Annotated in this window: 26 protein-coding genes; 6 read left to right on the forward strand and 20 right to left on the reverse strand. The window is 68.2% G+C overall.

The window, feature by feature from the left end:
* Positions 1–79: 79 nt before the first annotated feature.
* The 7 genes from AAC979_RS06470 to AAC979_RS06500 all read right to left on the reverse strand — a co-directional run bounded on the left by AAC979_RS06470 (position 80) and on the right by AAC979_RS06500 (position 6,401).
* Entirely contained in the window at positions 80–1,114 is a 1,035-nt protein-coding gene (locus AAC979_RS06470; protein ID WP_371346000.1) for an extracellular solute-binding protein, read from the reverse strand.
* Between the two features lie 41 nt (positions 1,115–1,155).
* Entirely contained in the window at positions 1,156–1,959 is an 804-nt protein-coding gene (locus tag AAC979_RS06475) for an ABC transporter permease (protein ID WP_371346001.1), read from the reverse strand.
* A complete protein-coding gene (locus tag AAC979_RS06480) occupies positions 1,952–2,875 on the reverse strand; it encodes an ABC transporter permease (protein WP_371346002.1) in 924 nt (307 codons plus the stop codon). Before AAC979_RS06480 ends, AAC979_RS06475 begins: the two co-directional genes overlap by 8 nt.
* 3 nt (positions 2,876–2,878) lie before the next feature.
* Positions 2,879–3,985, reverse strand: coding sequence for an ABC transporter ATP-binding protein (locus tag AAC979_RS06485; RefSeq protein ID WP_371346003.1), 1,107 nt, complete (start codon positions 3,983–3,985; stop codon positions 2,879–2,881).
* A 141-nt stretch (positions 3,986–4,126) separates the two neighbouring features.
* Complete coding sequence (locus AAC979_RS06490) at positions 4,127–5,572, reverse strand: amidase (protein ID WP_371346004.1); 1,446 nt, start codon at positions 5,570–5,572, stop codon at positions 4,127–4,129.
* An 82-nt stretch (positions 5,573–5,654) separates the two neighbouring features.
* Complete coding sequence (locus AAC979_RS06495; RefSeq protein ID WP_371346005.1) at positions 5,655–5,957, reverse strand: hypothetical protein; 303 nt, start codon at positions 5,955–5,957, stop codon at positions 5,655–5,657.
* A gap of 168 nt (positions 5,958–6,125) precedes the next feature.
* A complete protein-coding gene (locus AAC979_RS06500; RefSeq protein WP_371346006.1) occupies positions 6,126–6,401 on the reverse strand; it encodes a hypothetical protein in 276 nt (91 codons plus the stop codon).
* A 282-nt stretch (positions 6,402–6,683) separates the two neighbouring features.
* On the opposite strand from AAC979_RS06500, the gene AAC979_RS06505 reads away from it, so the two are divergent.
* Together AAC979_RS06505 and AAC979_RS06510 are read left to right on the forward strand one after the other, a co-directional pair.
* On the forward strand, positions 6,684–7,403 hold the full coding sequence (locus tag AAC979_RS06505; RefSeq protein ID WP_371346007.1) for a response regulator: 720 nt from the start codon (positions 6,684–6,686) through the stop codon (positions 7,401–7,403).
* Positions 7,400–8,956 (forward strand): sensor histidine kinase, encoded by a 1,557-nt coding sequence (locus AAC979_RS06510; RefSeq protein WP_371346008.1) that lies wholly within the window; start codon positions 7,400–7,402, stop codon positions 8,954–8,956. The genes AAC979_RS06505 and AAC979_RS06510 overlap by 4 nt, the downstream gene beginning before the upstream one ends.
* Positions 8,957–8,971: 15 nt before the next feature.
* Here AAC979_RS06510 and soxA read toward each other — a convergent pair whose 3' ends face one another.
* The 9 genes from soxA to AAC979_RS06555 all read right to left on the reverse strand — a co-directional run bounded on the left by soxA (position 8,972) and on the right by AAC979_RS06555 (position 16,341).
* Positions 8,972–9,745, reverse strand: coding sequence for a sulfur oxidation c-type cytochrome SoxA (gene soxA, locus AAC979_RS06515; RefSeq protein ID WP_371346009.1), 774 nt, complete (start codon positions 9,743–9,745; stop codon positions 8,972–8,974).
* The gene (gene soxZ / locus AAC979_RS06520; RefSeq protein WP_371346010.1) at positions 9,745–10,065 is read right to left on the reverse strand and encodes a thiosulfate oxidation carrier complex protein SoxZ; all 321 of its coding nucleotides are present in this window, start codon (positions 10,063–10,065) and stop codon (positions 9,745–9,747) included. The genes soxA and soxZ overlap by 1 nt, the downstream gene beginning before the upstream one ends.
* A complete protein-coding gene (locus AAC979_RS06525) occupies positions 10,062–10,547 on the reverse strand; it encodes a SoxY-related AACIE arm protein (protein WP_371346011.1) in 486 nt (161 codons plus the stop codon). Before AAC979_RS06525 ends, soxZ begins: the two co-directional genes overlap by 4 nt.
* A 4-nt stretch (positions 10,548–10,551) precedes the next feature.
* A complete protein-coding gene (gene soxX, locus AAC979_RS06530) occupies positions 10,552–11,019 on the reverse strand; it encodes a sulfur oxidation c-type cytochrome SoxX (RefSeq protein ID WP_371346012.1) in 468 nt (155 codons plus the stop codon).
* A complete protein-coding gene (locus AAC979_RS06535; protein WP_371346013.1) occupies positions 11,016–12,260 on the reverse strand; it encodes an FCSD flavin-binding domain-containing protein in 1,245 nt (414 codons plus the stop codon). The genes soxX and AAC979_RS06535 overlap by 4 nt, the downstream gene beginning before the upstream one ends.
* Positions 12,261–12,264: 4 nt before the next feature.
* Positions 12,265–12,579, reverse strand: coding sequence for a cytochrome c (locus tag AAC979_RS06540; RefSeq protein ID WP_371346014.1), 315 nt, complete (start codon positions 12,577–12,579; stop codon positions 12,265–12,267).
* Entirely contained in the window at positions 12,579–14,771 is a 2,193-nt protein-coding gene (locus tag AAC979_RS06545) for a molybdopterin cofactor-binding domain-containing protein (protein ID WP_371346015.1), read from the reverse strand. The genes AAC979_RS06540 and AAC979_RS06545 overlap by 1 nt, the downstream gene beginning before the upstream one ends.
* Positions 14,772–14,782: 11 nt before the next feature.
* Positions 14,783–15,241 (reverse strand): (2Fe-2S)-binding protein, encoded by a 459-nt coding sequence (locus AAC979_RS06550; RefSeq protein ID WP_371346016.1) that lies wholly within the window; start codon positions 15,239–15,241, stop codon positions 14,783–14,785.
* A gap of 194 nt (positions 15,242–15,435) precedes the next feature.
* Positions 15,436–16,341 (reverse strand): SDR family oxidoreductase, encoded by a 906-nt coding sequence (locus AAC979_RS06555; protein WP_371346017.1) that lies wholly within the window; start codon positions 16,339–16,341, stop codon positions 15,436–15,438.
* A gap of 88 nt (positions 16,342–16,429) precedes the next feature.
* On the opposite strand from AAC979_RS06555, the gene AAC979_RS06560 reads away from it, so the two are divergent.
* Positions 16,430–17,254: a helix-turn-helix transcriptional regulator gene (locus AAC979_RS06560; RefSeq protein ID WP_371346018.1), complete on the forward strand. Its 825-nt coding sequence runs from the start codon at positions 16,430–16,432 to the stop codon at positions 17,252–17,254.
* Between the two features lie 97 nt (positions 17,255–17,351).
* Here AAC979_RS06560 and AAC979_RS06565 read toward each other — a convergent pair whose 3' ends face one another.
* Complete coding sequence (locus AAC979_RS06565) at positions 17,352–17,879, reverse strand: nuclear transport factor 2 family protein (protein ID WP_371346019.1); 528 nt, start codon at positions 17,877–17,879, stop codon at positions 17,352–17,354.
* Positions 17,880–18,172: 293 nt separating this feature from the next.
* Between AAC979_RS06565 and AAC979_RS06570 the strand changes: the two genes are divergently transcribed.
* The 3 genes from AAC979_RS06570 to AAC979_RS06580 are packed head-to-tail and all read left to right on the forward strand — an operon-like array spanning position 18,173 to position 20,451.
* Positions 18,173–18,676 carry a DUF3833 family protein gene (locus AAC979_RS06570; protein WP_371346020.1) on the forward strand — a complete coding sequence of 168 codons (504 nt, stop codon included), beginning with the start codon at positions 18,173–18,175 and terminating at the stop codon, positions 18,674–18,676.
* 25 nt (positions 18,677–18,701) lie between these two features.
* Positions 18,702–19,091 (forward strand): hypothetical protein, encoded by a 390-nt coding sequence (locus AAC979_RS06575; RefSeq protein WP_371346021.1) that lies wholly within the window; start codon positions 18,702–18,704, stop codon positions 19,089–19,091.
* Position 19,092: 1 nt separating this feature from the next.
* On the forward strand, positions 19,093–20,451 hold the full coding sequence (locus AAC979_RS06580; RefSeq protein ID WP_371346022.1) for an MFS transporter: 1,359 nt from the start codon (positions 19,093–19,095) through the stop codon (positions 20,449–20,451).
* Between the two features lie 21 nt (positions 20,452–20,472).
* Here the strand turns inward: AAC979_RS06580 and AAC979_RS06585 are convergent, their stop codons facing one another.
* The 3 genes from AAC979_RS06585 to AAC979_RS06595 form a co-directional block, all read right to left on the reverse strand.
* Complete coding sequence (locus tag AAC979_RS06585; RefSeq protein WP_371346023.1) at positions 20,473–20,598, reverse strand: hypothetical protein; 126 nt, start codon at positions 20,596–20,598, stop codon at positions 20,473–20,475.
* 159 nt (positions 20,599–20,757) lie between these two features.
* On the reverse strand, positions 20,758–22,080 hold the full coding sequence (locus tag AAC979_RS06590) for a TRAP transporter large permease (protein ID WP_371346024.1): 1,323 nt from the start codon (positions 22,078–22,080) through the stop codon (positions 20,758–20,760).
* A complete protein-coding gene (locus tag AAC979_RS06595) occupies positions 22,077–22,583 on the reverse strand; it encodes a TRAP transporter small permease subunit (protein WP_371346025.1) in 507 nt (168 codons plus the stop codon). Before AAC979_RS06595 ends, AAC979_RS06590 begins: the two co-directional genes overlap by 4 nt.
* Between the last annotated feature and the right edge of the window lie 119 nt (positions 22,584–22,702).

Raw genomic sequence — 22,702 nt, forward strand, 5'->3', positions numbered from 1 at the left:
TTCGAAAACGCTGTCGTTGACGCCCGCTCGAAAAGGGGAGGGCCGGCTGGCCCTCCCCCTCGTTTGGTGACCGCCGGTCTTACTTGTTGATGTCGGTCCAGATGCGGGCATAGAGCTGGGAGACCTCCGGCGAGCAGGTTTCCAGGAACTGGCCGGCCTTCTCGAACTGCGGCGGCACGTTGAGTTCCGGTGCACCCTTCATGTCGGCGGGGAAGAAGGCTTCCGAACCCTTGATGCCGTTCGCGTATTTGGCGAAGGCCGAGATCATCGCGGCGTTTTCCGGCTCCATGATGAAGTTCATGAACGCCTTGGCGTTCTCGGGATTCTTGGCGTCCTTGAGGATCGCCACGCTGTCCATGAACAGCGGATAGCCTTCCTTGGGATAGCCGAAGGCGACATCCGGGTTCTTCAGCCGCGCGCGCAGGATGGCGCCGTTCCAGTAGTAGACGCCGGCATAATCGCCCGAGGGCAGCTTCTCGGTGACGGAATAGTCCATCGCCAGCCATTTCGGCTTGGCTTCCAGCAGCTTGTCGCGCACCTGCTTCAGCAGCGCCTTGTCGGTGGTGCACCAGTCGCCTCCGAGATATTTGATGGTAGCGTAGAGCACGTCATTCATTTCCGGCTCGACATTGATCTTGCCGACCAGTTCCTTCGGCGGATCGAGGAAGATCGCCGAGGTGTTGATGTCGCCGCCATAGACCTTGGTGTTGACGCCGATGCCGCTGAGGCCCCACTGCCACGGCACCGAATAGTGCCGGCCCGGATCCCACGGCACATTCACCCAGCGCTCATCGACATTCTTGAAATTCGGCATCTGGTCGGGGCGGGCTTCCAGCAGCAGCCCTTCCTTGATCCAGATCGGCATGTAATTGGCGGAGGGCACCACGATGTCGAAGCCATGGCCGCCCGCGCGGATCTTGGCCAGCGCGGTGTCATTGGAATCGTAGTCGGTGACGGTCACCTTGACCTTATGGGTCTCCTCGAACTTCTTGATCAGTTCGGGGCTGGTATAGTCGCCCCAGTTATAAATGTTGAGCTGCCCTTCGGCGCAGGCCGCGCCCGCGCTGACGAGAAGGGCGAGCGCCGCCGCCAGCGTCGTCGATTTCAGTGTCATGGTTCCACTCCGTCCGGTCCGTTTGGTTCAGGCGTGTCGGGTTAGGACTTCTTGCGGTTGATAAAGAAGAACACGGTTACCAGAGCAACCGACAGCACCAGGAAGGCGGCGGCGATGGCGTTGATCTCCGGCGTCACGGCGCGGCGCAACTGGCCCAGCATGTAGGTCGGCAGCGTGTCCTGTCCGCCTGACTTGACGAATTCGGAGATCACCACATCGTCCAGCGAGATGACGAAAGCCAGCATGAAGCCGGCGATGATGCCGGGCCGCAGCAGCGGCAGCGTCACCCGCCGGAACACCTGCCAGGGCGGGGCGTAGAGATCCGCCGCCGCGCGCTCCAGCGATTCGTCCATCCCTTCCAGCCGCGCCCGGATGGGCAGATAGGCGAAGGGGATGCAGAAGGCGGTGTGGGCCAGGATGAGATAGCCAAGCCCGTTATAGCCGGTCCACACCTTGACCTTGGCGAAGACGATGAGCAGCGCCACCGCGGTGACGATTTCCGGCACCATCAGCGGCAGGTTGATGAAGGCGTATTTGAACGACAGGCCGCGATAGGGCGCGGTGCGCGTGGTGGCGATGGCGGCCATGGTGGCGGCTATGGTCGCCATGCTCGCCGCGCTCAGGGCGATGATGAGCGAGCGCCAGGCCGCATCCTGCACAGACCTGTTCTCCGCCGCCTCGTAGAACCAGCGCAGCGAGAATCCGCCCCAGTCCGACAGCGAGTCGCTGGCGTTGAAGGCGTAGGCCACCAGCGTGACGATCGGCAGGTAGAGCAGGGCGAAGGTGAACAGCGCGACGATGCCGAAGCCCGGCTGCGAACGTATGTCGAAGCGTGCCCTAGCCATGGCCGGATCCCGAGCGTGTCGCGTTGCGCACATAAACCAGCATGGCGACCAGAACCAGCAGCATCAGCGCGATCGACAGGGCCGCGCCGAGCGGCCAGTTGCGACCGGCGCCGAACTGCAGCTCGATAAGATTGGCGAGCATCAGATTCTTGCCGCCGCCGAGCACACGCGGAATGACATAGGCGCCGAGCGAGGGGATGAAGACGAGGATGGAGCCGGCGACGATGCCGGGCTTCACCAGCGGCAGGATGATGCGCCGGAGCACGGCGAGCCGGCCGGCATAGAGGTCGTAGCCGGCCTCGACCAGGCGAAAATCGAGCTTTTCCATACTGGCATAGAGCGGCAGCACCATCAGCGGCAGGTAGACATAGACCATGCCGAACAGGATGGCCCAGTCCGTGTACATGATCGGGATCGGCTCGTTGATCACGCCGAGCCACATCAGCAGCGTGTTCAGCACGCCCTCATTGCGGATCACCTGCTGCATGGCGAAGGTACGGATCAGCAGATTGGTCCAGAACGGGATGGTGATGAGGAACACCCAGACCTCGCGGGTCTGGCGCGGGCGCGTGGCGATGAAATAGGCGGTGGGAAAGCCGAGCGCCAGCGTCGCCAGCGTGGTGATGATCGACAGCCGCACCGAACGCCACAGAATCGACAGATGTGCGTCGGCGAGGGTGATGGTGTCGTCGAAAATATCGCGCTGAAGGAACACCGAGAACCAGCCGTCGAGCGAGAACTGGTCCGGCTTCACATCGCCATAATCGCCCTTGGCCATGAAGGAATAGGCCAGCATGACGAAGAGCGGGCCGATGGCGGCGATGAACACGATGAACAGGGCCGGCGCCGAAAGCAGCCAGCGGGTGCGGGTTTTCGACTGTTCGTCGCGTCGGGCGATCTCGGCCGCGCTCGCCATGGCTCAGTCCCGCAGCACTTGCGCCGCGTCCGGCGCGATGTCGATGCCAACCCGTTCGCCGACACTGGCGCCGCAGGACTGGCTGCGCGAATTCTGCTGGCGCACCATGAAGCTGAGGCCCTGGTCTAGCTTCACATGAATATGCGTGTCCGTGCCGAAATAGACGACATTCTCAACCACGCCGGCGAGGTGCCCGCCGCTGGCGACGAGGCGCGCATGTTCCGGCCGCACCACGATGGTGGCGTCGCCGGCCGGCCGGTAATCCTCGGCGAGGCTGGCGGAAATCTCGATGCCGGAGGGCAGCCGCACCCGCGCCAGCCCGGCCTCGATACCGACCATGGCGGCGGGAAGGAAATTGGTCTCGCCGATGAAGTCGGCGACGAAGCGCTCGGCCGGCTTGTCGTAAATGTCCCAGGGCGTGCCGATCTGCAGCACCCGGCCCTTCGACATGACCGCGATGCGGTCGGACATGGTGAGCGCTTCTTCCTGGTCGTGGGTGACGAAGATGAAGGTGATGCCGGTCTCGCTCTGCATGCGCTTGAGCTCGATCTGCATCTCCTTGCGCAGCTTGTAGTCGAGCGCGGAGAGCGGCTCGTCCAGCAGCAGCACCTTGGGAGCCGGGGCAAGTGCACGGGCGAGGGCGACGCGCTGGGCCTGGCCGCCGGAAATCTGGTCGGTGCGGCGCCGCGCCAGCTCCTCCATATGGACGAGCTTGAGCATCTCGGCCACGCGCGCCTCTATCGCCGCCTTGGGCCGCCCAAGCATCTGCAGCCCGAACGCCACGTTCTCCGACACGGTGAGGTGCGGGAAGAGCGCATAGCTCTGGAACACCGTATTGATGGGCCGCTTGAACGGCGGCAGGCCAGCAATGTCCTCGCCATGCAGCCGGATCGACCCTTCGGTTGGGTATTCGAACCCGGCGATCATCCGCAGCAAGGTCGTCTTGCCGCAGCCGGAAGGCCCTAGCAATGTAAAGAATTCATTTTCGCGAATAGCGACCGAAACATTGTCGAGTGCCCGAAGGGCGCGCGGACCCTCGCCAAATTGCTTGACGATACCCGTGCATTCGACAGCGATGCGGGCGTCCGGTACAGCGGCAGGCTCCGGCATTATTCACCCGTTGCTAGATACAGGCCCCGTGGAGGGCGGCGAACACACCAAGCTAGGTGTCATTCGCCGCCAGCCTAAGTGAGGGTTCGGCATCCGGCAAGCGGGGCCGGTGCAATGTGATCAAATTTTTGGCCGGTCCTGTTAACAGGCAATCGGCGGGCGGCGACCGGCCCAGGGAGAGGCTTCCTCGAGGCGGGCGCAGAGGCCGAGGAGGGCTTCGTCGTGGCCGAAGGGAGCGGCGAGGTGGATACCGACCGGCAGCCCGTCCGCCGTCCAGTGCAGCGGCAGCGAGGCGGCGGGCTGGCCGGAAGCGTTGAAGGCGGCGGTGAAGGGCGAATAGGCGAACACCCCGTCCGGCCCCATGCGGTAGGCGAGATAGTCGCGGCCGGCATGGTCGAAGCGCCCGAGCTTGGCCGGCGGCTCGGCCAGGGTGGCGGTCAGCAGGAAGTCGGCGCGCTGGAAGAACGCGGCCATTTCCCGGCCATAAGCGTGCACCTTGTTGACCGCGTTGAGATAATCGGCGCCGCTGATGCCGCGCGCATACTCCACCGCCGAACGGGCGACGCTTTCGATCTCGTCGTCGCCCAGCGGACGGCCGCGCCGGCGAACCGCGCTTTCCACCGTCAGCGCCGTGCCGCAGCCGACAATCTTGGTCCAGGCCTCCATCATGCCGGCGGTATCGGCCTCGGGGCGCGCCTCCACCAGATGATGGCCGAGGCTCTCCAGCAGCCGCGCCGCCGCCTCCACCGCCGCCCGGCATTCCGGTGCGATGGGAGCGCCAGTGAGGGTAGTGAGGGTGAAGGCGATGGTGAACGGCCCGTCGCGCCGCGCCAGCGCCGTGGTGAAGGAGGCTTCCAGCGGCGGGGCGACATAGGGGGCGCCGAGGTCCGGGCCCTGGGTGATGTCGAGCAGCGCCGCCGTGTCGCGCACCGAACGGGTGAGGAAGCCGTCGATCGCCATGCCGGCCCAGCCTTCGCCGACATAGGGTCCGTCCGGGGTACGGGCGCGGGTCGCCTTGAAGCCGAACAGCCCGCAGGAGGAGGCGGGAATCCGCACCGAGCCGCCGCCATCCGACCCATGCGCCGCCGGCAGGATGCCCGCGGCCACCGCCGCCGCCGCGCCGCCGGAGGAGCCGCCGGGCGTATGGTCGAGATTCCACGGATTGCGCGTCGGCCCGCCATAGACCGCCGCCTCGGTGGTCGGGCCGACACCGCCTTCCGGCGAGGTGGTGCGGCCGAAGGTGACAAGGCCGGCGGCGCGCAGCCGGGCATAGATCGCCGAATCCTGGCCGTAGCGCGTATCGGCGAAGAGGCGCGAGCCATTATTGGAGGGGAAATCCACCGCCTCGGCGCCGAGATCCTTGAGCAGGAATGGCACGCCGCGCAGCGGCCCTTCCGGCAGTCCCTCCTCGATCAGCCGGCGCGCCACGTCCTCGCGCAGCATCGTCACGGCGTTGATCCGGGGATTGCGGGCGGCGACGCGCGCCAGCGCCTCGTCCAGCAATTCGCCGGGGGTCACGTCGCGCCGGGCGACATGTTCGGCCAGGGCGACGGCGTCGCTCGAATCGTAGAGTTCGCTGATATCCATGAGGCGTGTCCGCTTCCGAGGGGGAGGCATGTATCACCCCCCGGCCCGGCGACGCGCAAGGGGCCGGCGCTCCGCGCCGTCGCTAGCGCAGGGGCGGCGCGGCGGGCCCGGCGCGATGACCGGCCGCAACTTCCGGGAGAGGCGCGCCGTCTCTGGCCAGCCGCTCGCGATAGGCCGGCAGCACCTGCAGCGCGAAGGCGACGAGCTTCGTCTCGTCCCGTTCGCCCAGGCCGATCGCCTCCATCAGGGCCGAGGCGAGGCGCATCCGCATGACCTCGTCGACCCCGTCGCGGTTGAGCCGTGTGGCGGCGTCCTGGGCCTGGGCGATACAGCGGTCGAGCAGGCGGACGGTTTCCGGATCAAGGCGAAGATGACGCGACGACATACTCATTCCCCAAGCGGCCATTTGCGGCCCGCGCGGCAGATGTAGGAGGCCCGGACTCGCCGGCAAGGGGTGGGTGCGCATCTGTTGGCGGGGCGCGACAGATGTGCGCATGCGCGGAAGGGCGCGGACCCGACGGTCCGCGCCCATGCAACTGGTGATGGAAGCTCGTCAGCGGGTTGAACGGGCGTTCTGCTCGATCGAACGCTGGATGTAGGGCTCGACATTCTGCGTCGAGGGGGTGCCGACATAGGCGTTGCGGCCCTCGACGATGCGGGCATCGTACCCGCCATTGGCACGGGCCTCGCCGGCGCTGCGCACGGCGGCGTCATAGCCGGCCTTTTCCTGCGCGTCGCGGCCATCCGCCACAGCGGTATTGACCAGGCCGGCGGCCGACAGGGAAAGGATGGTCGCGGTGCAGAGCATCTTCCAGTTGAAAGCGGTCATGATAGTCTCTCCTGTTTGGCTGTCGTGCTTCCGGCGCCGCCGGAAGGCTTTGGAACGACGTTAAAGATCGCGAATAATTCGCTTTACTCATCTGTCCGGCGCGGCGCGGGGTTGCCGTCGTCCGATGAAGCCAAGATAGGGGGAAGTTGTCGCAGATATTCTTCAGCCAAGCGGCCGGATTGTCTCTGCCTGTCGCAACCGGAACCCGGCTATACGCTTTGTTACAATTTTTCCCAGCGCGGAAAGCACGATGGCAGTATGTAAAAGGCGTGGAGCATGCCTATGGACGCCGTACCGCACATCGCCATCGTCGACGATCATCGCGATATTCGCGATCTCGTCGGCAAATATCTGCACCGCCACGGCTACCGCACCTCGCTGGCGGAAAACGCGGCCGCGTTCCGCCGGCTGATGGAGCGCAACGCCTTCGATCTGGTGGTGCTCGATGTCATGATGCCGGGCGAGGACGGGCTGTCGCTCTGCCGCTATCTGCGTGAATCGACGCAACTGCCCATCATCATGCTGACCGCCATGGCGGAGGAGACCGACCGCATCGTCGGGCTCGAACTCGGCGCCGACGATTATCTCTCCAAGCCGTTCAACCCGCGCGAACTGCTCGCCCGCATAAAGGCGGTGCTGCGCCGGGTGCAGAGTCTGCCGCCGCAGCGCGGCCAGCTTAAGGCGAAAGAGCTGCGCTTCGACCGCTGGGCGCTCAATGTCGGCCGGCGCGAACTGATCGACCAGGACGGCCTCACCGTGCCGCTGAGCACGGCGGAGTTCCGGCTGCTGAGCGTGTTTCTCGATCATGCCGGGCTGGTTCTGAGCCGCGACCAGTTGCTCGATCTCACCGTCGGCCGCAGCGCCGAGCCCTTCGACCGCGCCATCGACAATCAGGTGAGCCGGCTGCGCAAGAAGATCGAGACCGATCCGAAATCGCCCGTGCTGATCAAGACGCATTGGGGCGGCGGCTACAGCTTCTCGGCGGAGGTCGAGGGCCAATGATCGGGATATGGAATCGCAGCCTCACGGCCCGCTTCGTCGCGGTGGTGCTGATGGCGCTCGCGATTTCGCAGGGCATCAGCTTCCTGCTGTTCACCGACGAGATGGGCGGCGTGCTGCTGCGCGCGGCCAAGGCCGAATTCCTCAGCCGCAGCGCCTCGGTGGCGCAGGTGCTGGAGACCACCCCGCCCGGGGTGCAGGCGGACATCCTGCAGGCCAGCGGCACCAGCTATACACGCTTCTGGGTGACGCCGAGCTTTCCCGGCGATGTCGATGGCTGGCGCCGCGAGGCCAAGCAGCGCCTCGCCGAGCCGCTGCCGACGCTCGCCAATCTCGCCGGCACGGAATCCGGGAGCGCGGAGGCTGGCGCGCGGCAGGCGGCGGCCCCGCCCGCGCCGCTGCTCGCGCCGCAGCCGGTGAGCACGGCCGGCACCGCCGCCACGCCGGCGGCGGCGGGCGCGCCCTACACCACCTGGCTGGAGCTTCCCGCCCATGCCTGGCCGCTCTCGCGGGCGGCCAAGTTCATGTATTGGGGCGATGCCGGCGGCATGGGCCTCGCGGTGCAACTGAAAGACGGCTCCTGGCTCAACAGCGCCTTCTCGAAGAAGATGGCGAACAGCATGTGGAGCGCCCGCTCGCTCATCTCGCTGGCGGTGACGGCTCTCGTGCTCTCGCTCTGCGCGGCCTTCATCGCCCGCACCATGACCAAGCCGATGCGGCGGCTGGCGGCGGCGGCGGAAGCGCTGGGCCGAGGCGAAAGCGTGCCGCCGCTGGAGGAAAAGGGCCCGGACGATCTGCGCCACACCGCGGTGGCGTTCAACCTGATGCAGTCGCGGCTGCAGCGCTTTGTCGAGGACCGCACCCGCCTGCTGGCGGCGATCGGCCATGACCTGCGCACGCCGATCACCTCGCTGCGGCTGCGGGCGGAATTCGTCGCCGATGACGAGACGCGCGAGAAGATGCTCGACACGCTGGACGAGCTGCGCGCCATGACCGAGGCGACGCTGGCCTTCTCGCGCGAGCAGGCGACCGAGGAGGTCACGCGCAATGTCGACCTCACCGCGCTGGTGGGCAGCCTGTGCGACGACCTGGTGGAACTCGGCCATGATGTGGACTGCGCCGAGGGGCCGAAGATCAGCTATCGCTGCCGGCCTGATGCGCTCAAAAGGGCGGTGCGCAATCTCGTGGAGAACGCGGTGCGCTATGGCGAGCGCGCCCGCGTCCGCCTGAACGCCACGCCGCAGGCGATCGAGATCGTGATCGAGGATGACGGGCCGGGCATTCCGCCCGACATCGCCGAAAAGGTGTTCGAGCCGTTCTTCCGCATGGAGCATTCGCGCAACCGCGAGACCGGCGGCATCGGGCTCGGGCTGTCCATCTCGCGCAACATGGTGCGCCATCATGGCGGCGACATCATCCTCGCCAATACCGGCCATGGCCTGCGCGCCACCATCAGCCTGCCCCATGCCGCGCTGCCGGGCGCGGAGGCGAAGGGGCCGGGGCGGGCCCCGGCGCGGGCGGGATCTGCCGGCCTGGCCCGGACGCCGGCGGAATGAGGCGTCCGCGCCGTCTCAGGGGCGAATGGCGGGGGTCTCCAGCGCCATGCCGGCGGCGCGCTGCATGAGATAGAGTTCCAGCGCGATGAACTCGGCTGAACCCGGCGCGAAGGGGTCGGCCCGCACGCCGACCATGCAGTTGCGCAGGCGGCGCTGCAGCGAGCCCACGCCCTGCCATTCCAGCCGGTAGAGAGGGTAGCCGGTCGGGTGCGCCTGTGTCACCGCGCTGCCGGCGAGACGCCCCTGCCAGTTCTGGTCATGGCAATTGGCGCAGGACAGGTCGAGCTGGCCGAGGCGGGTGGTGAAGATCCGCCGGCCCTCGTCACGGGCGGGCGCGAGGCGCGGATCGTCCGGCGGCGTGATGGGCAGGCCGCGCGACTGATGCGCGACCAAGGTGGTGAGGGCGAGCAGGTCGTCGCTCTCGCGCTCAAGCGCGGGTGCACGCTGGCGGACGCTGCGGCATTGATTGATGCGGCCGGCGAGGTCGATCGGCCGGCCGCTGGCCGTGTCGAAGGCGGGATAGCGGGCGGCGACGCCGCGCAGGCTTGCCGGCGCGCCGTGGCAATCGGCGCAGGACCGGCCGGCCGCGCCGGTCTTCTCCTGCCACAGCGCCTCGCCCTGCAGCACCCAGAGCATGCCGGGATTGCTGGTGTCGTCCGCCTGCATGGCCTGCGTCGCCGGCGCCATGAAGTCGCGCCCGGAGCGACGCTCGGCGGGCGGGATGTCCTGCGCCGCGGCGGGGGCGGTGAGCAGGGCGAGGGCGAGGAGTCCCGCAGCCGGGCGCGGCATCAGCTCACCACGATCTCGGCGCTGGCGGTCTCGCTCTGGCCACCGTCGCCGGTCCATTCGAAGGTGAGAGTGCCGCTTTCGGTCGCGACCAGGCTGAACGACACGAACGGATTGGCCGAGATGGCGGGGAAGAAATCGGCGGCGAAGACCTCCTCGCCATTATAGCTGCAGGTGAGGCGGGTGAGGATGTTGCGCGGGATCGCCACGCCGTTCGGCCCCATGCGGTGGCCGGTTTCCATGGGGTGGGCGGTCATGGCGCGGATGTCGACGACCTCGCCCGTCTTCGCCGTCTTCGGCACGCTGATCAGGGAACGGCTCATGACAGATCCTCGATGCAGGCGGCGAGGGTGACGATGACGCTGGCCTCGCTCGACCAGTAGGTGCCGTCGCTCAGTTCCGCGACGGCGACAACGGTCTGGGAGGTGGCGAGACGGATGCGGGTGGCGAGGCGGGCGCGACCATTGCGCGGGCCGAGATGGAACACCGCGATATCGGCCTGCGGGTTCTTCTCGTTGAACAGGCCGATGCGGCGGACATGGTCGGCCGGGCTCATCGGGCTGTCCACCTCCACCGTGACGCCGACCGCATTGCCGTTCTCCACCAGCGGCGGCACGGTAAGAGTGACGCGACCGGCCTCGACCGGCTTCCCGCCGGTAAAGCCGGCGACCGCCTCGCTGAGCGAAGGGCGCGCGAGCGCGCGCAGCGGCAGGCTCATCACCACGAGCCCGACGCCGGCCGCGAGCACCGCGCGGCGGCCGAGGACTGGCGCGGGGCAGGGTGCGTCATGGTGAGGCGCGGTCATCGGCTCACTCCTTCAAGGTCACGAGATAGGCGACGAGATGTTCGATCTCCGCCGCGCCGAGCACCGGCCGGCCCTGCCAGGCGGGAGCGATCCGGGCGCCGGCGGAGGGGGCGTGATAGCTCGGCATGATGCTTTCCGGGTTGAGCCGCTTCATGTCGACAACGCGCAGGCGGATCTGCCCCTCGGTGAGCCGCGCGCCGATGCCGGCGAGGCCGGGCGCCAGCGTGCCCTGCAAGGCGGGCGCGCCATCGGGGACCGCGTGGCAGAGGATGCACAGGCTGCGGTGACGCTCGCCGATCAGCTCCCGCCCCCGCGCCGGGTCGCCGCGCACGCCGCCGAGCGGCGCGACGATGGCGTCGCCGCGGACGACATAGGGCACGAAACCCGCCTCCTGCGTCTGCGCCCGCGCGGCCGGAGCGGGCGCGGCGAGGAGCGCCAGCGCGCCCATGCCGAATGCCCGCGCCGGGCTCACCCGAACGCCTCGCCGGTGATGGTGGCGAACCACGCCTCGCCATAGGCGGCTTCCTCGGCCCGCACCCCCGCCGGCGCGTCGAGCGGCGAGGTGCCGCCGGCGCCTTCCACCTCGGCGAGAAGGCCGTTCTGCGGCGTGTACACGCCGGCGATCGAGATGCCGTAATCCGGCGCCAGCAGGCTGTAGCAGGTGTTGATCAGCTTTGGCTCCGCGGGTTCGCGCCCGCGCAGCAAGGCGATGATTGCGCTGGCGCCGGCCTTCGCCTGAGCATTGGCGGTGAAGGCGGATTTCGGCATCGCCCCGCCAATCGCGGCATCGCCGATGACATGGACATGCGGCACCAGGCGGGATTCGAAGGTGACGGGGTCGATCGGGCACCAGCCGGTGCGGTCGGCGACGCCGGCCAGCGCCGCGATGGCGCCGGCCCGCTGCGGCGGGATGACATTGGCCACCGCCGCGCGATGCTCGCCGAACTCGGTGCGCAAGGTGCGGGTCGCCGCGTCGACTTCTGTCACCCGGCCGCCGAAGGACAGGCCGACCCATTCGATCATGCCGGGATAGAGCGCCGCCCAGCCGGCCTCGAACAGGCGCTGCTTGGAGAAAGCGTCCTTGGAATCGAGGATCAGGATTTTCGAGCGCGGCTTGTGCGCCTTGAGATAATGGGCGATCAGGCTGGCGCGTTCATAAGGTCCCGGCGGGCAGCGGAACGGATTGGCCGGCGCGGCGATGACCACCAGCCCGCCATCCTCCATCGCCTCCAATTGCCGGCGCAGCAGCCGCGTCTGCTCGCCGGCCTTCCAGGCATGCGGCATCAGTTCGGCCGCCGCGTTGTCATAGCCGGGCAGGGCGTCGACGTTGAGGTCGATACCCGGCGCGACGACGAGCCGGTCATAGCTGAGCCGCACCTCGTCGGCGAGGACGACGCGCCGCTGTTCCGCCTCGATCCGCACCGCCCGTTGCGGCACATGGGTGATGCCCTCCGCCGCCAGCCCGGCATAGCCGAAATGCTGTTGCGCCATGTCGCGCAGCCCGGCGATCACGGCATTGCTGAGCGGGCAGGCAGTGTAGTGTCCGTTCGGCTCGACCAGCGCGACCGCAATGCCCGGATCCTCGCGCTTGAGCGTGCGGGCAAGGCTGGCGCCGCCGAAGCCGCCGCCGATCACCACCACCCGCGGCGCCGCCTGCGCCCGCACGGCCGGGCAGGCGAGGGCGCAGGCTCCCGCCGCGAAGGCGGCAAGCACCCGCCTACGGCTGAGCCGGGGCGTTGCCGGCTGCGGCGAAATGGGCGGCAAAGTATTCGGCAATGGCCCGTGTTTCCTCATCGGTGAAACCCTTGGCGATGCGCGTCATGACGGTGGAGGGCCGCTCGCCGGAACGGAACGCCAACATTGCCGCGACGATCTGGCCGGCCGGCTGCCCGTCCAGGCTCGGCACGGGTCCATTGGTGGCGCTGCGCGGATGGCAGCCGGTGCAGGACGCCGCCCCGGGCGGCGGCGCGGCAGCCGCTGGCGCTGCATGGAGCAGCGCCAGCGCCGGCAATATCACATGAGCCCGCCGCATCAGGCCAGCTCGTGGTTCTTCAGCGGCATGGTGCGGTAGCGCTTGCCGGTGGCCGCGAACAGGGCGTTGAGCACCGCCGGCGCGGCGACCGCGATGGTAGGCTCGCCCACCCCGCCCCAGAAGCCGCCGGAAGGCAGCATGATGGTCTCCACGGCCGGCATCTGCGCCATGCGCAGCACCTCATAGGTGTCGAAATTGGTCTCGGCGATCTGGCCGCCCTCGACGGTGCACTCGCCATAGAGGCAGGCGGAAAGGCCATAGACGAAGGAGCCTTCCACCTGCCGCTCGACCTGGGCCGGGTTAACGACATGGCCGGGATCGGTGGCGGCGACGATGCGGTGGATCTTGAGTTCGCCCTTCTCGACCGACACTTCGGCAGCGGCGGCGACATAGGAGCCGAAGCCCATGATCTGGCCGAGGCCGCGATAGCGGCCTGGCGCCGGCGGCGTGTCCCAGCCGATACCGTTGGCGGCGGCTTCCAGCACGGCGAGGTGCTTGGGGTGGTTCGCCATCAGCTTGCGGCGGAAGGCGAGCGGTTCCGTTCCTGCGGCATGCGCCAGCTCGTCGATGAAGCATTCGACATAGATGGCGTTCTGGTTGAGGTTCACCCCGCGCCAGAAGCCGGGCGGCACCGGCGGGTTGCGCATGGCGTGGTCGATCAGGAGGTTAGGCACGCTATAGGCGAGATGGCCCTCGGGCAAATCCGCCGTCAGCCCCTGGAACACCACCGGGTCCATGCCGCCCTGCATGCCCTGCGGGCGCACGGCGGCGAGGATGGACTGGCCGGAAATGCGCAGATGCAGGGCGGTGAGATTGCCCTCGGCATCCAGCGCGCCGGTGAGCTTCGCCTGGGTGGTCGGGTGATAGGCGCCGTGCAGCATGTCCTCTTCGCGCGTCCATAGCAGCTTCACCGGCGTGCCGGGCATCTGCCTGGCGATGCTGACCGCCTGACGCACATAATCCTGGAAATTGCCGCGCCGGCCGAAGCCGCCGCCGAGATGGATCTTGTACACCTCGCACTGCCCGACCGGCAGGCCGGCGGCTTCCGCCGCCGCGGCGAGGCTGGCTTCGCCATTCTGCGTCGGCACCCACACCTCGCATTTGTCCGCCGTCCAGCGCGCGGTGGCGTTCATCGGCTCCATGGTGGCGTGGTTCTGATAGGGGAAGGCGTAGGTGGCGGTGATGACCTTGCCGCCGGCAGCGGCGACGCGGGCGATTTCCGCCCTGGCGTCGCCCTGCCGGTTGCCGATGAAGGCTTCTTCCGCCTCCAGCCCCTCCGCCAGCATGGCGCGAATGGCGTCGCTGGAAAGCTCGCTGTTGGGCCCCTCGTCCCAGGTGATCGGCAGGGCGTCGAGCGCGGTCTTGGCGCGCCACCAGGTGTCGGCGACGACGGCGACGGAGCGGTCATCCACCCGCACCACTTTCTTCACGCCCGGCATGTTCCCGATTGCCGCCGCGTCGAAGCTGACCAGCGTGCCGCCGAAGACGGGGCAGGCCTTGATGGCGGCGTTCAGCATGCCGGGCAGGATGAGATCGGCGCCGTAGACCTGCTTGCCGGTGAGTTTGTCCACCGTGTCGAGGCGGGGCAGGGGCTGACCGGCGATGGTCCAGTCCTTTGCGTCCTTCAGCGTCACCTCGGATGGCGGGGTCTGCCGGCCGGCGGCGTCCGCCACCTCGCCGAAGCGCAGGGTGCGCCCGCTGGGTGTGTGGGTGATGACGCTCTTGGCCGCCGTGCAGTCACCGGCGGGCACGCCCCACTGCTCGGCGGCGGCGGCGATGAGCATGTGGCGCGCGGCGGCGCCGCCCTTGCGGACATAGTCATGCGAATCGCGGATGCCGCGCGAGCCGCCGGTGGAATAGCTGCCCCAGACGCGGTTGCGGCGCAGATTCTCGCCCGGAGGCGGATATTCGGTCGTCACTTTCGACCAGTCGCCCTCCAGCTCCTCGACCACGAGCTGGGCAAGGCCGGTGAGGGTGCCCTGGCCCATTTCCGAGCGGGCGATGCGCACGACGATGGTGTCGTCCGGCTTCACCACCACCCAGGCGTTGATTTCAGGCGGCAGGGTGGCTCCCGCCTCCTGCGCCGTGGCGTAGGCCAGGAAGGGCACATGGAAGCCGAGCGAGAGCCCGCCCAGCGTGGCGGCGGAACCGACGATGAAATTGCGGCGCGAGACCGATTGGACACTGCTCATGGCGCGCTCCCTCAGCCGGCCTTGCCGTCGGCCGCCATGTGGATGGCGGCGCGGACGCGGTTATAGGTGCCGCAGCGGCAGATATTGGTGATCTCGGCGTTGATGTCGTCGTCGCTGGGCGTGGGGTTGGAGTCCAGCAGGCTTGCCGCCGCCATGATCATGCCGGTCTGACAATAGCCGCATTGCGGCACGTCGAGCGCCAGCCACGCCTTTTGCAGCGGGTGCGAGCCATCCGGCGACAGCCCCTCGATGGTGACGATCTTCTGGCCCGGCTCAAGGGCGGCGAGCGGCATGACGCAGGAGCGTGTCGCCACGCCGTCGATGTGCACGGTGCAGGCGCCGCACATGGCGATGCCGCAGCCGAACTTGGTTCCGGTGAGGCCGATCTGCTCGCGCAGCACCCACAGCAGCGGCGTATCCGGCTCGGCGTCGATGTCGTGCGTCTGCCCGTTGACGGTGATCTGGACCATGGAGGCCTCCCGGCTGGAGAAACAGGCGTGCCGCCGGACCGGGCACATGCGCGCGGCACCGGCGGCTGGCGATGGTCGACCGGTTGAGGCTAGGCAAAGCGTGTCGCAGAAGCGTGCCGCCCGTCCGCTGGATTGTCGCGAACTGTCGCAGACGGGCGTACTGATAAGAATTGATACAAACTGGCCGGCGACGCTCAGCCGGTGGCGACAGCGAAATAGCCGGCGTCACGCATGTCCGCCAGCAAGGTGGGGCCGGTGGGGAGCCAGCCGAGAAGATCGCGGGTGCGGTCGGTCGCGGTGGGCTGGTCGATGCGGGCGAACTCGCTGAACCAGCCGAAATGCGCGCGCGCCGTCTCCCCGTCCAGCGACACGCAGGGCAGGCCGAGCCCGTCCGCGATCGCCTGCGCGATCTCCCGGAAAGCGATGCCGCGTTCTCCCGCAGCGTGAAACGTCTCGCCGGACGGTTCCTGTTCGATGGCGAGACGATAGGCGCGGGCGGCATCGCTCACATGCACTGCCGGCCACGCATTGTCGCCCGCGCCGATATAGGCGGAGCGGCCCTGCGCCCGCGCCATCGCGATCAGGATCGGCACGAAGCCATGGTCGCCCGCCCCATGCACCGAGGGGGGCAGCCGCATGATCATGGTGGGGATGCCGCGTGCCGACAGCCCCCGCGCGGCGGCGTCGGAGGCGCGGGGATAGAGTTCGCTCGGCGGCGGCGCGACATCGGCCTCGGTTACCTCGCGGCCGGAGGTGCCGAGGCCGGCAAGGCCGGCGGTGACGATGAAGGGCTTGCCCGTGCCGGCGATCGCCGCGCCGAGCGCCTCGATGGCGGCGCGGTCGATGGCGCAGCATTGCGCGAAGCGGGCGAAATCATGCACGAAACCGGTGTGGATGATGGCGTCGCTGGCCTGCGCGCCGGCGCGCAGCGTCTCCACCGCTTCGAGGTCGCCGCGCAGCACCTGCGCCCCGGCCCTGCGAAGCTGTTCCTCCGCGCGGTCGGAGCGGGCGAGGCCGAGGACGCTATGGCCGTTCGCCAGCAGTTCGGCCGTCACGGCCGCGCCGATAAAGCCCGTGGCGCCGGTCACGAATACGTGCATGACAGTTCTCCTTGCTTGTCGGAAAGGAGAATGAAGGCGACCCTGATGGGGGTAAAAGACGAGAGTTTATACAGGTATAAAAACCACCATGCCCCGGGTCGACGAAAGCCTGCACCAGCTCGGAGCGTTTCTGAAGGACCGGCGGCAGCGCCTCGATGCCGCCTCGCTGGGGTTTGGCGGGCGCCGGCGCACGTCCGGCCTGCGGCGTGAGGAAGTGGCGCAGCGCGCCCATATCAGCACTACCTGGTACACCTGGCTGGAACAGGGCCGGGGCGGGGCGCCCTCGGCCCGCGTGCTCGACAGCCTCGCCCGGGCGCTGCTGCTGACCGAGGCCGAGCGCGAGCACCTGTTTCTCGTTGGCATCGGCCATCGGCCGAAGGTACGCCCCGCGGCGCTGGAGGGGATTACCGCGCGGCTGCAGCGGCTGCTCGACGCCATGGGGCCGATCCCGGCCACGGTCGCCACCGCCACCTGGGACATTATCGGCTGGAACCGGGCGGCGCGGCTCGTGCTGGCGGATTATGAGGCGATGGCGCCGGAGGAGCGCAATATTCTCCGGCGCATGTTCCTCGATCCCAGCACCCGTGCAGCGCAGGCGGACTGGGAGGCGGTGGCCCGTTTCCTGGTGGCGACCTTTCGGGCCGAAAGCGCCCGGGCCGGAGCGGATGCGCGGGCGGCCGAGCTGGTCGCCGAACTCTCCACGCAGAGCCCGGATTTCGTCCGGCTCTGGGCCGAGAACGACGTGCGGATGACCGGGGAGGGCGCCAAGACCATCCGTCATCCGCGGCTTGGCGAGATCGGCCTGGAGTTTTCCTCCTTCACTATAGATGGCCGGCCGGATCTGCGGCTGATGACCTATGTGCCGTCCTGCGATGCCGATGCGGAAAAAATAAGCCGGCTACTGAATAGATGAGCCCGTTGTCGCCGACTCCGTTCGGCCGCTCTACCCGATAGTCCTGTGCCGGCTATGTAACTGGCCAACCACCGTTGAGTGGCCGCTCCGATCGCGTCTACGGCGCCACGGCGGCGGGAACGCGGCGCAGCACCTCGTCATAGGCGGGCAGATCGAGGAAGGCGGTAACTTCCACCGCGCGGCCATCCTGCATCCGCAGGATCCAGGCATAGCGGTTGACATAGGGTTGCCCGTCGCGCGCGGTGGCGACACCTTCCCAGCGCACGATCACATGATCGCCATCTGCCCACACGGTTTTTTCCACCGGCCGGATCGGCCCGGCGAGGCGCGCCACCAGCGGGCGCACGGCGCGCTCGACCAGCGCCTCGCGGCCCTCATAGCGGCCGGCGCTGGGACCGGAGCCTTCGATGGTCCAGACCACATCGGGCGACAGAACATCCTGAAAAAAGGTCGTGCCGCCCGCCTGCCAGCGCTCGAAAGCCTCGGTGACGATCTGTCGGTTGCGGGCCTCCGTCTCGGGCGAGGCCATGGCAAGGCCGGGCAGGGCGGAAAGGACACAGGTGGCGACGAGGGCGCAGCTGGCGACATGGCGCAGTGCGGGCTTTAGGCGTTGGGTCGGCATCATCTGTCTCTCGCTTTGGGGGGGAGGGCGAAAGCGCCGAGGCGCGCGGTTCCGGCGAACTGGGGGCTAACGGCTCTCACTGACGTAAGGTCAGGTTAGTTCAGGGCAGCTTGGGCAACAATTTGCCGAGTGATTGCCAGCCTGTTCAGCCGAACTAACCAATCCGGCTGACCCGGCCGTGCCGCGTGCCACGTCGCACCCCCTCAAGCCGGAGCCCGGCCGGCTTCACGACAGACGCGGAGCTGATCCGCCGCTGGCAGCGTCGCGTAATGCGAGCGAACGCTGCGGAGGTATCAATGAAGCGGATGCTCTTTTTCGCCGGGCTCTTCGCCTTTGCCGGATGCGGCGCGTCGACCGTTCAGGCGCGCGACCTGGTGCTGGAACAGTATTTTGCCGGCCCCACTGTGGCCGAGGGGTCGTTCTCGGCCATCAATGGCGTCAAGCGCAGCTTCACCGTGCAACTGAACGGCCGCTGGAACGGAGACGTGCTGACGCTGGTGGAGGATTTCCGCTTCGCCGATGGCGAGAAGGACCGCAAGACCTGGCGGTTCCAGAAGCTCGCCCCCGGCCGCTATCTCGGCACGCGCGAGGATGTGCGCGGCGCGACCGAGGTGTCCGTGAAGGGCAACACCGCCACTTTCAGCTATCTCGTCGATCTCGATTCCGGTCCGGGCGAGAACCTCGTGCGCTTCCACGACAAGATGGTGCTGCGCGACGACGGTACGGTGCTCAACACCGCCTGGGTCACCAAATTCGGCTTCCCCGTCGCGCTGACGCGGGTCGAGTTCCGCCGCCCGTAATCCCCCACTTATCCAGGAGGACTGCATGCGTATTCGTGAGACGATTGCCGCGTTCGCCCTGCCGCTCGCCCTCACCGCCACGCCGGCTGCCGCCCAGCCGCTGAGTGGCCCGGAGATCCGTGAGAAGATCGGTGGTGAACTGGTGCGGCTGAGCACGCCCTATGGTCTCACCCTGCCGCTTGTCTATCGCGACGACGGGGTGGTGGCGGGCGATATTTCCGGCTTTTCCATCGGCGCGCTGCTGGCGCCGAGCGAGGAGGGGCGCTGGTGGGTGAAGGATGACCGGCTGTGCCAGAAATGGCCGACCTGGTATGATGGGCGCACCTATTGCTTCACCATCACCGCGCTCGGCCCCAACAGGATCGCCTGGACCCGCGACGACGGTCTCTCCGGCACCGCCACCATGGGGCGGTGAGATGGCGCCGGCGCCGGAAGGGCCGGCGGTTCCCGCCCGCCGGCTCGCGCTCTATGCCCTGCCGGCGCTGCCGCTCGCCGCGCTGGCGCTGCCCTTCTATGTCATCGTCCCGAGCTATTATGCCGAGACGCTGGGGCTTTCGCTGGCGGCCGTCGGCACGGCGCTGCTGGCGGTCCGCTGCCTCGACGCCCTTGCCGATCCGCTGCTCGGCTGGGTGGCCGACCGGTGGGCGCCGCGCCTGGGGCGGCGGCGGGCGCTGATGCTGGCGGCGGCGCCGGTGACGGCGCTGTGCGCCTTCATGCTGTTCTGGCCCGGCGCCGGGGCGGGCATCGCCCATCTCGTCCTGTGGGCGCTGGGCCTCTCGCTCGGCTACACCGCGCTCACCCTCAGCTACACCGCCTGGGGGGCGGAGATGACCGCCGATTATCGCGGCCGCGCCCGGGTGGCGGCGGCCCGCGAAGGGGTGACGCTGCTCGGCACGCTGGTCGCCATCGCGCTGCCCTTCGCGGTTGGGCTCGGGGATGGAGGCGGCCATTTTGACGGGCTGGCGGCGATGGGGGTGTTCGTGCTGGTCAGCCTGCCGCTGCTGTGCGGGGCGTGCGTCCTCGGGGTGCCGGAACCGGCCAACCGCACGCGGGAGCGGCTGCGGCTCGGGACCGGGCTGCGCCATCTGCGGGCGAACCGGCCGTTTCTGCGGCTGATCGCGGCCTTTCTGCTCAACGGTATCGCCAACGCGATTCCCGCCACGCTGTTTCTCTATTTCGTCGCCGACCGCATCGGGGCGGCGGCGCTGCAAGGGCCGCTGCTGTTTGTCTATTTCCTTTGCGCCGTCGCCGGGCTGCCGCTGGCGCTGGCCTGCGCCGGCCGTTTCGGCAAGCATCAAGCCTGGTGCGGGGCGATGCTGCTGGCGTGCCTCGTCTTCGCCGGCGCCGGCTGGCTGGGGCCGGGAGATGTCGTGCCCTTCGCACTCATCTGCGTGGCGACGGGAATCCTGTTGGCCTTCGATGTGGCGCTGCCGCCGGCGATCCAGGCGGATGTCATCGACGTGGATACCGCCGCCTCCGGCGAGCAGCGCTCGGGGCTGTATTTCGCCCTCTGGGCGCTCGCCACCAAGCTCGCTCTCGCGCTGGCGGTCGGGGTGACGTTTCCGCTGCTGGATTGGGCCGGCTACCGGCCGGGCGCGGGCGCGCCCTCGGCGGAGGCCGGGGCGGCGCTGGCCATGCTCTATGCCTGGCTGCCGATCCCGGCCAAGCTGGCGGCGATCGCGCTGATGTGGGGGTTTCCCGTCGATGAGGCGGCGCAGCGTCGGCTGCGGGAGGCGATCGAGGCGGGAGAGGGCCGAGCGGCAGGCGCGCGCTGAGCGCTCCTGCCCGGCGGCGGGTCAGCCGATCTGTTCGATGATGATGGCGCGGATCTGCTCGCGCGTGAGACCGCAGGGCTCCGGCTTCCACTCCGGGCTGGAGCGGATGATGGCGGGAGCGGTCGGGGTGTGGATGTGGGTCGACATATATCCTCTTGGCCGCTGCGGCCCGTGGCCGGCGGCTGACGCAGGTGCGTCCATGTTGGGGTAAAGAAATGCCCGGCCTCTGACCGGCCGGGCGGGTCGCACATTGGCGACGGTTGCAGGTCTAATCCCGCAATGCGTTGCGAATAAGGCGAGGGGCCCTCACAGCGGACCCATCACATAGTTTGGCAGCCAGGTGGCGATTTCCGGGAACAGGCAGAGGATGACGATGCCCATAAGCATCAGCACCACATAAGGCACCGCGCCTCCCAGTACCTGCTGCGCCGGCACCTGCGGCGCGATGGCCTTGACCACGAACAGGTTGAGCCCGACCGGCGGGGTGATCAGGCCGATCTCCATATTGATGGTCAGCACCACGGCGAACCAATAGGGGTCGAAGCCCGAGGAGACGATGATCGGGTAGAGCAGCGGCGCCGACATGACGATGATGGCGACCGGCGGCAGGAACATGCCGGACACCAGCAGGAACAGGTTGATCAGCGCCATCAGCACCCAGCGGTTCACCTCCAGCCCGGCAATGGTGGCGGCGACCGTCTGGGTGATGAACAGCGAGGACAGCGCGAAGGCGAACAGTTCCGCCGACGCCATGATCATCATGATCATCACGCTTTCGCGCAGTGTCGAGGAGAAGATGTCGAAGATCGGCTTCGGCTGGAACAGCCGGTACATGATGATGACGACGCCCAGCGTCAGGAAGGCGCCGGCGCCCGCCGCCTCGGAGGGCGTGGCGACGCCGCCATAAAGCACATAGAGCGTGCCCAGGATGATGATGAGGAAGGGCGTCACCTTGGGCAGCGCGGCGAGTTTCTCGCCGAAGCTGAAGCGATTGCCGCTGATGTCGAAGGAGAAGTTCTTGCGCCGGCAGTCGAACAGCGCCCAGGCCATGAACATGGCGGTGAGCATCAGCCCCGGCATGACGCCGGCGAGGAACAGGCGGCCGATCGAGGTTTCGGTGGCGATGCCATAGACGATCATCGTCACCGAGGGCGGAATGAGGATGCCGAGCGTGCCGCCGGCGCAGATCGAGCCGGTGGCGACCGAGGCGGGATAGCCGCGCTTCAGCATCTCCGGAATGCCCATCTTGCCGATGGCGGCGCAGGTCGCCGGGCTGGAGCCGGTCATGCCGGCGAAGATGGCGCAGGCGCCGATATTGGACAGCACCAGCCCGCCCGGCACCCGGTTCAGCCAGCGGTCCAGCGCCTCATAGAGATCGCGCCCGGCGGGGGTGGCGGCGACCGCCGCGCCCATCAGCACGAACATCGGGATCGAGACATAGGCGAGGTTGGCGATGCCGGCGAACATGGTTTCGGCCAGCACCTCGAACACGCCGATGCCATTGGCCAGCAACAGCCCGCCAATGGCGGTCAGGCCAAGCGCGAAGGCGATCGGCATGCCGGTGGCGAGCAGCACGAAAAGCAGGCCGATGATGAGCGCGCCTGACGAAGTGGGAGAAAGGCTCATCATGCGTGACCCTGGAATTCGAAGGTGCTGCTCAGGCGGCGGATCAGCTCGGCGACATATTGCAGGGAGAGCAGGGCGAAGCTGACCGGCAGCGGCAGAAGCGGAATCCACAGCGTGATGGCGGCCACCGTCGAGGTCCGCCATTCATTCACATAGGCCTCGTGAAAGAAGATGGTGCTGGCGATGGTCATCAGCACCGCGAACAGCAGGCCGAGCAGCGCGCCGAGGATGCCCAGCACCCGCCGCGGCCGCGGCGCCAGCGACAATTCGATCACGTCGACGCCGACATGGCCGCGGGTCTTCAGCACATAGGGCGCGCCGAGGAACATGGCGGCCGTGGCGGTGAAGACGACGAAATCCGTCTGCCAGATCGTCGGGGCACGAAAGACGTAGCGCAGGAAGATCATCTCGCAGATCACCAGCATCGCCGCGATGAGCAGCAGCCCGGCAAGCAGGGCAGCGACCTTGGAGAGGAGATCGACCGCTCGTAGGAACAGGCTGACCATGGGGGGCTTTCGTTCGTCGAAGGGAGGGGGCGCGGCGCGCGGGCGACACCCCCGTCTCATCGCGGGGGCGCGCCGTCGCAGGTCGGAGGCCAACGTCCCGCGCGCCCGGCCAGGGCCGC

This window comes from Ancylobacter sp. IITR112 (assembly GCF_041415945.1).
Taxonomy (GTDB): Bacteria; Pseudomonadota; Alphaproteobacteria; order Rhizobiales; family Xanthobacteraceae; genus Ancylobacter.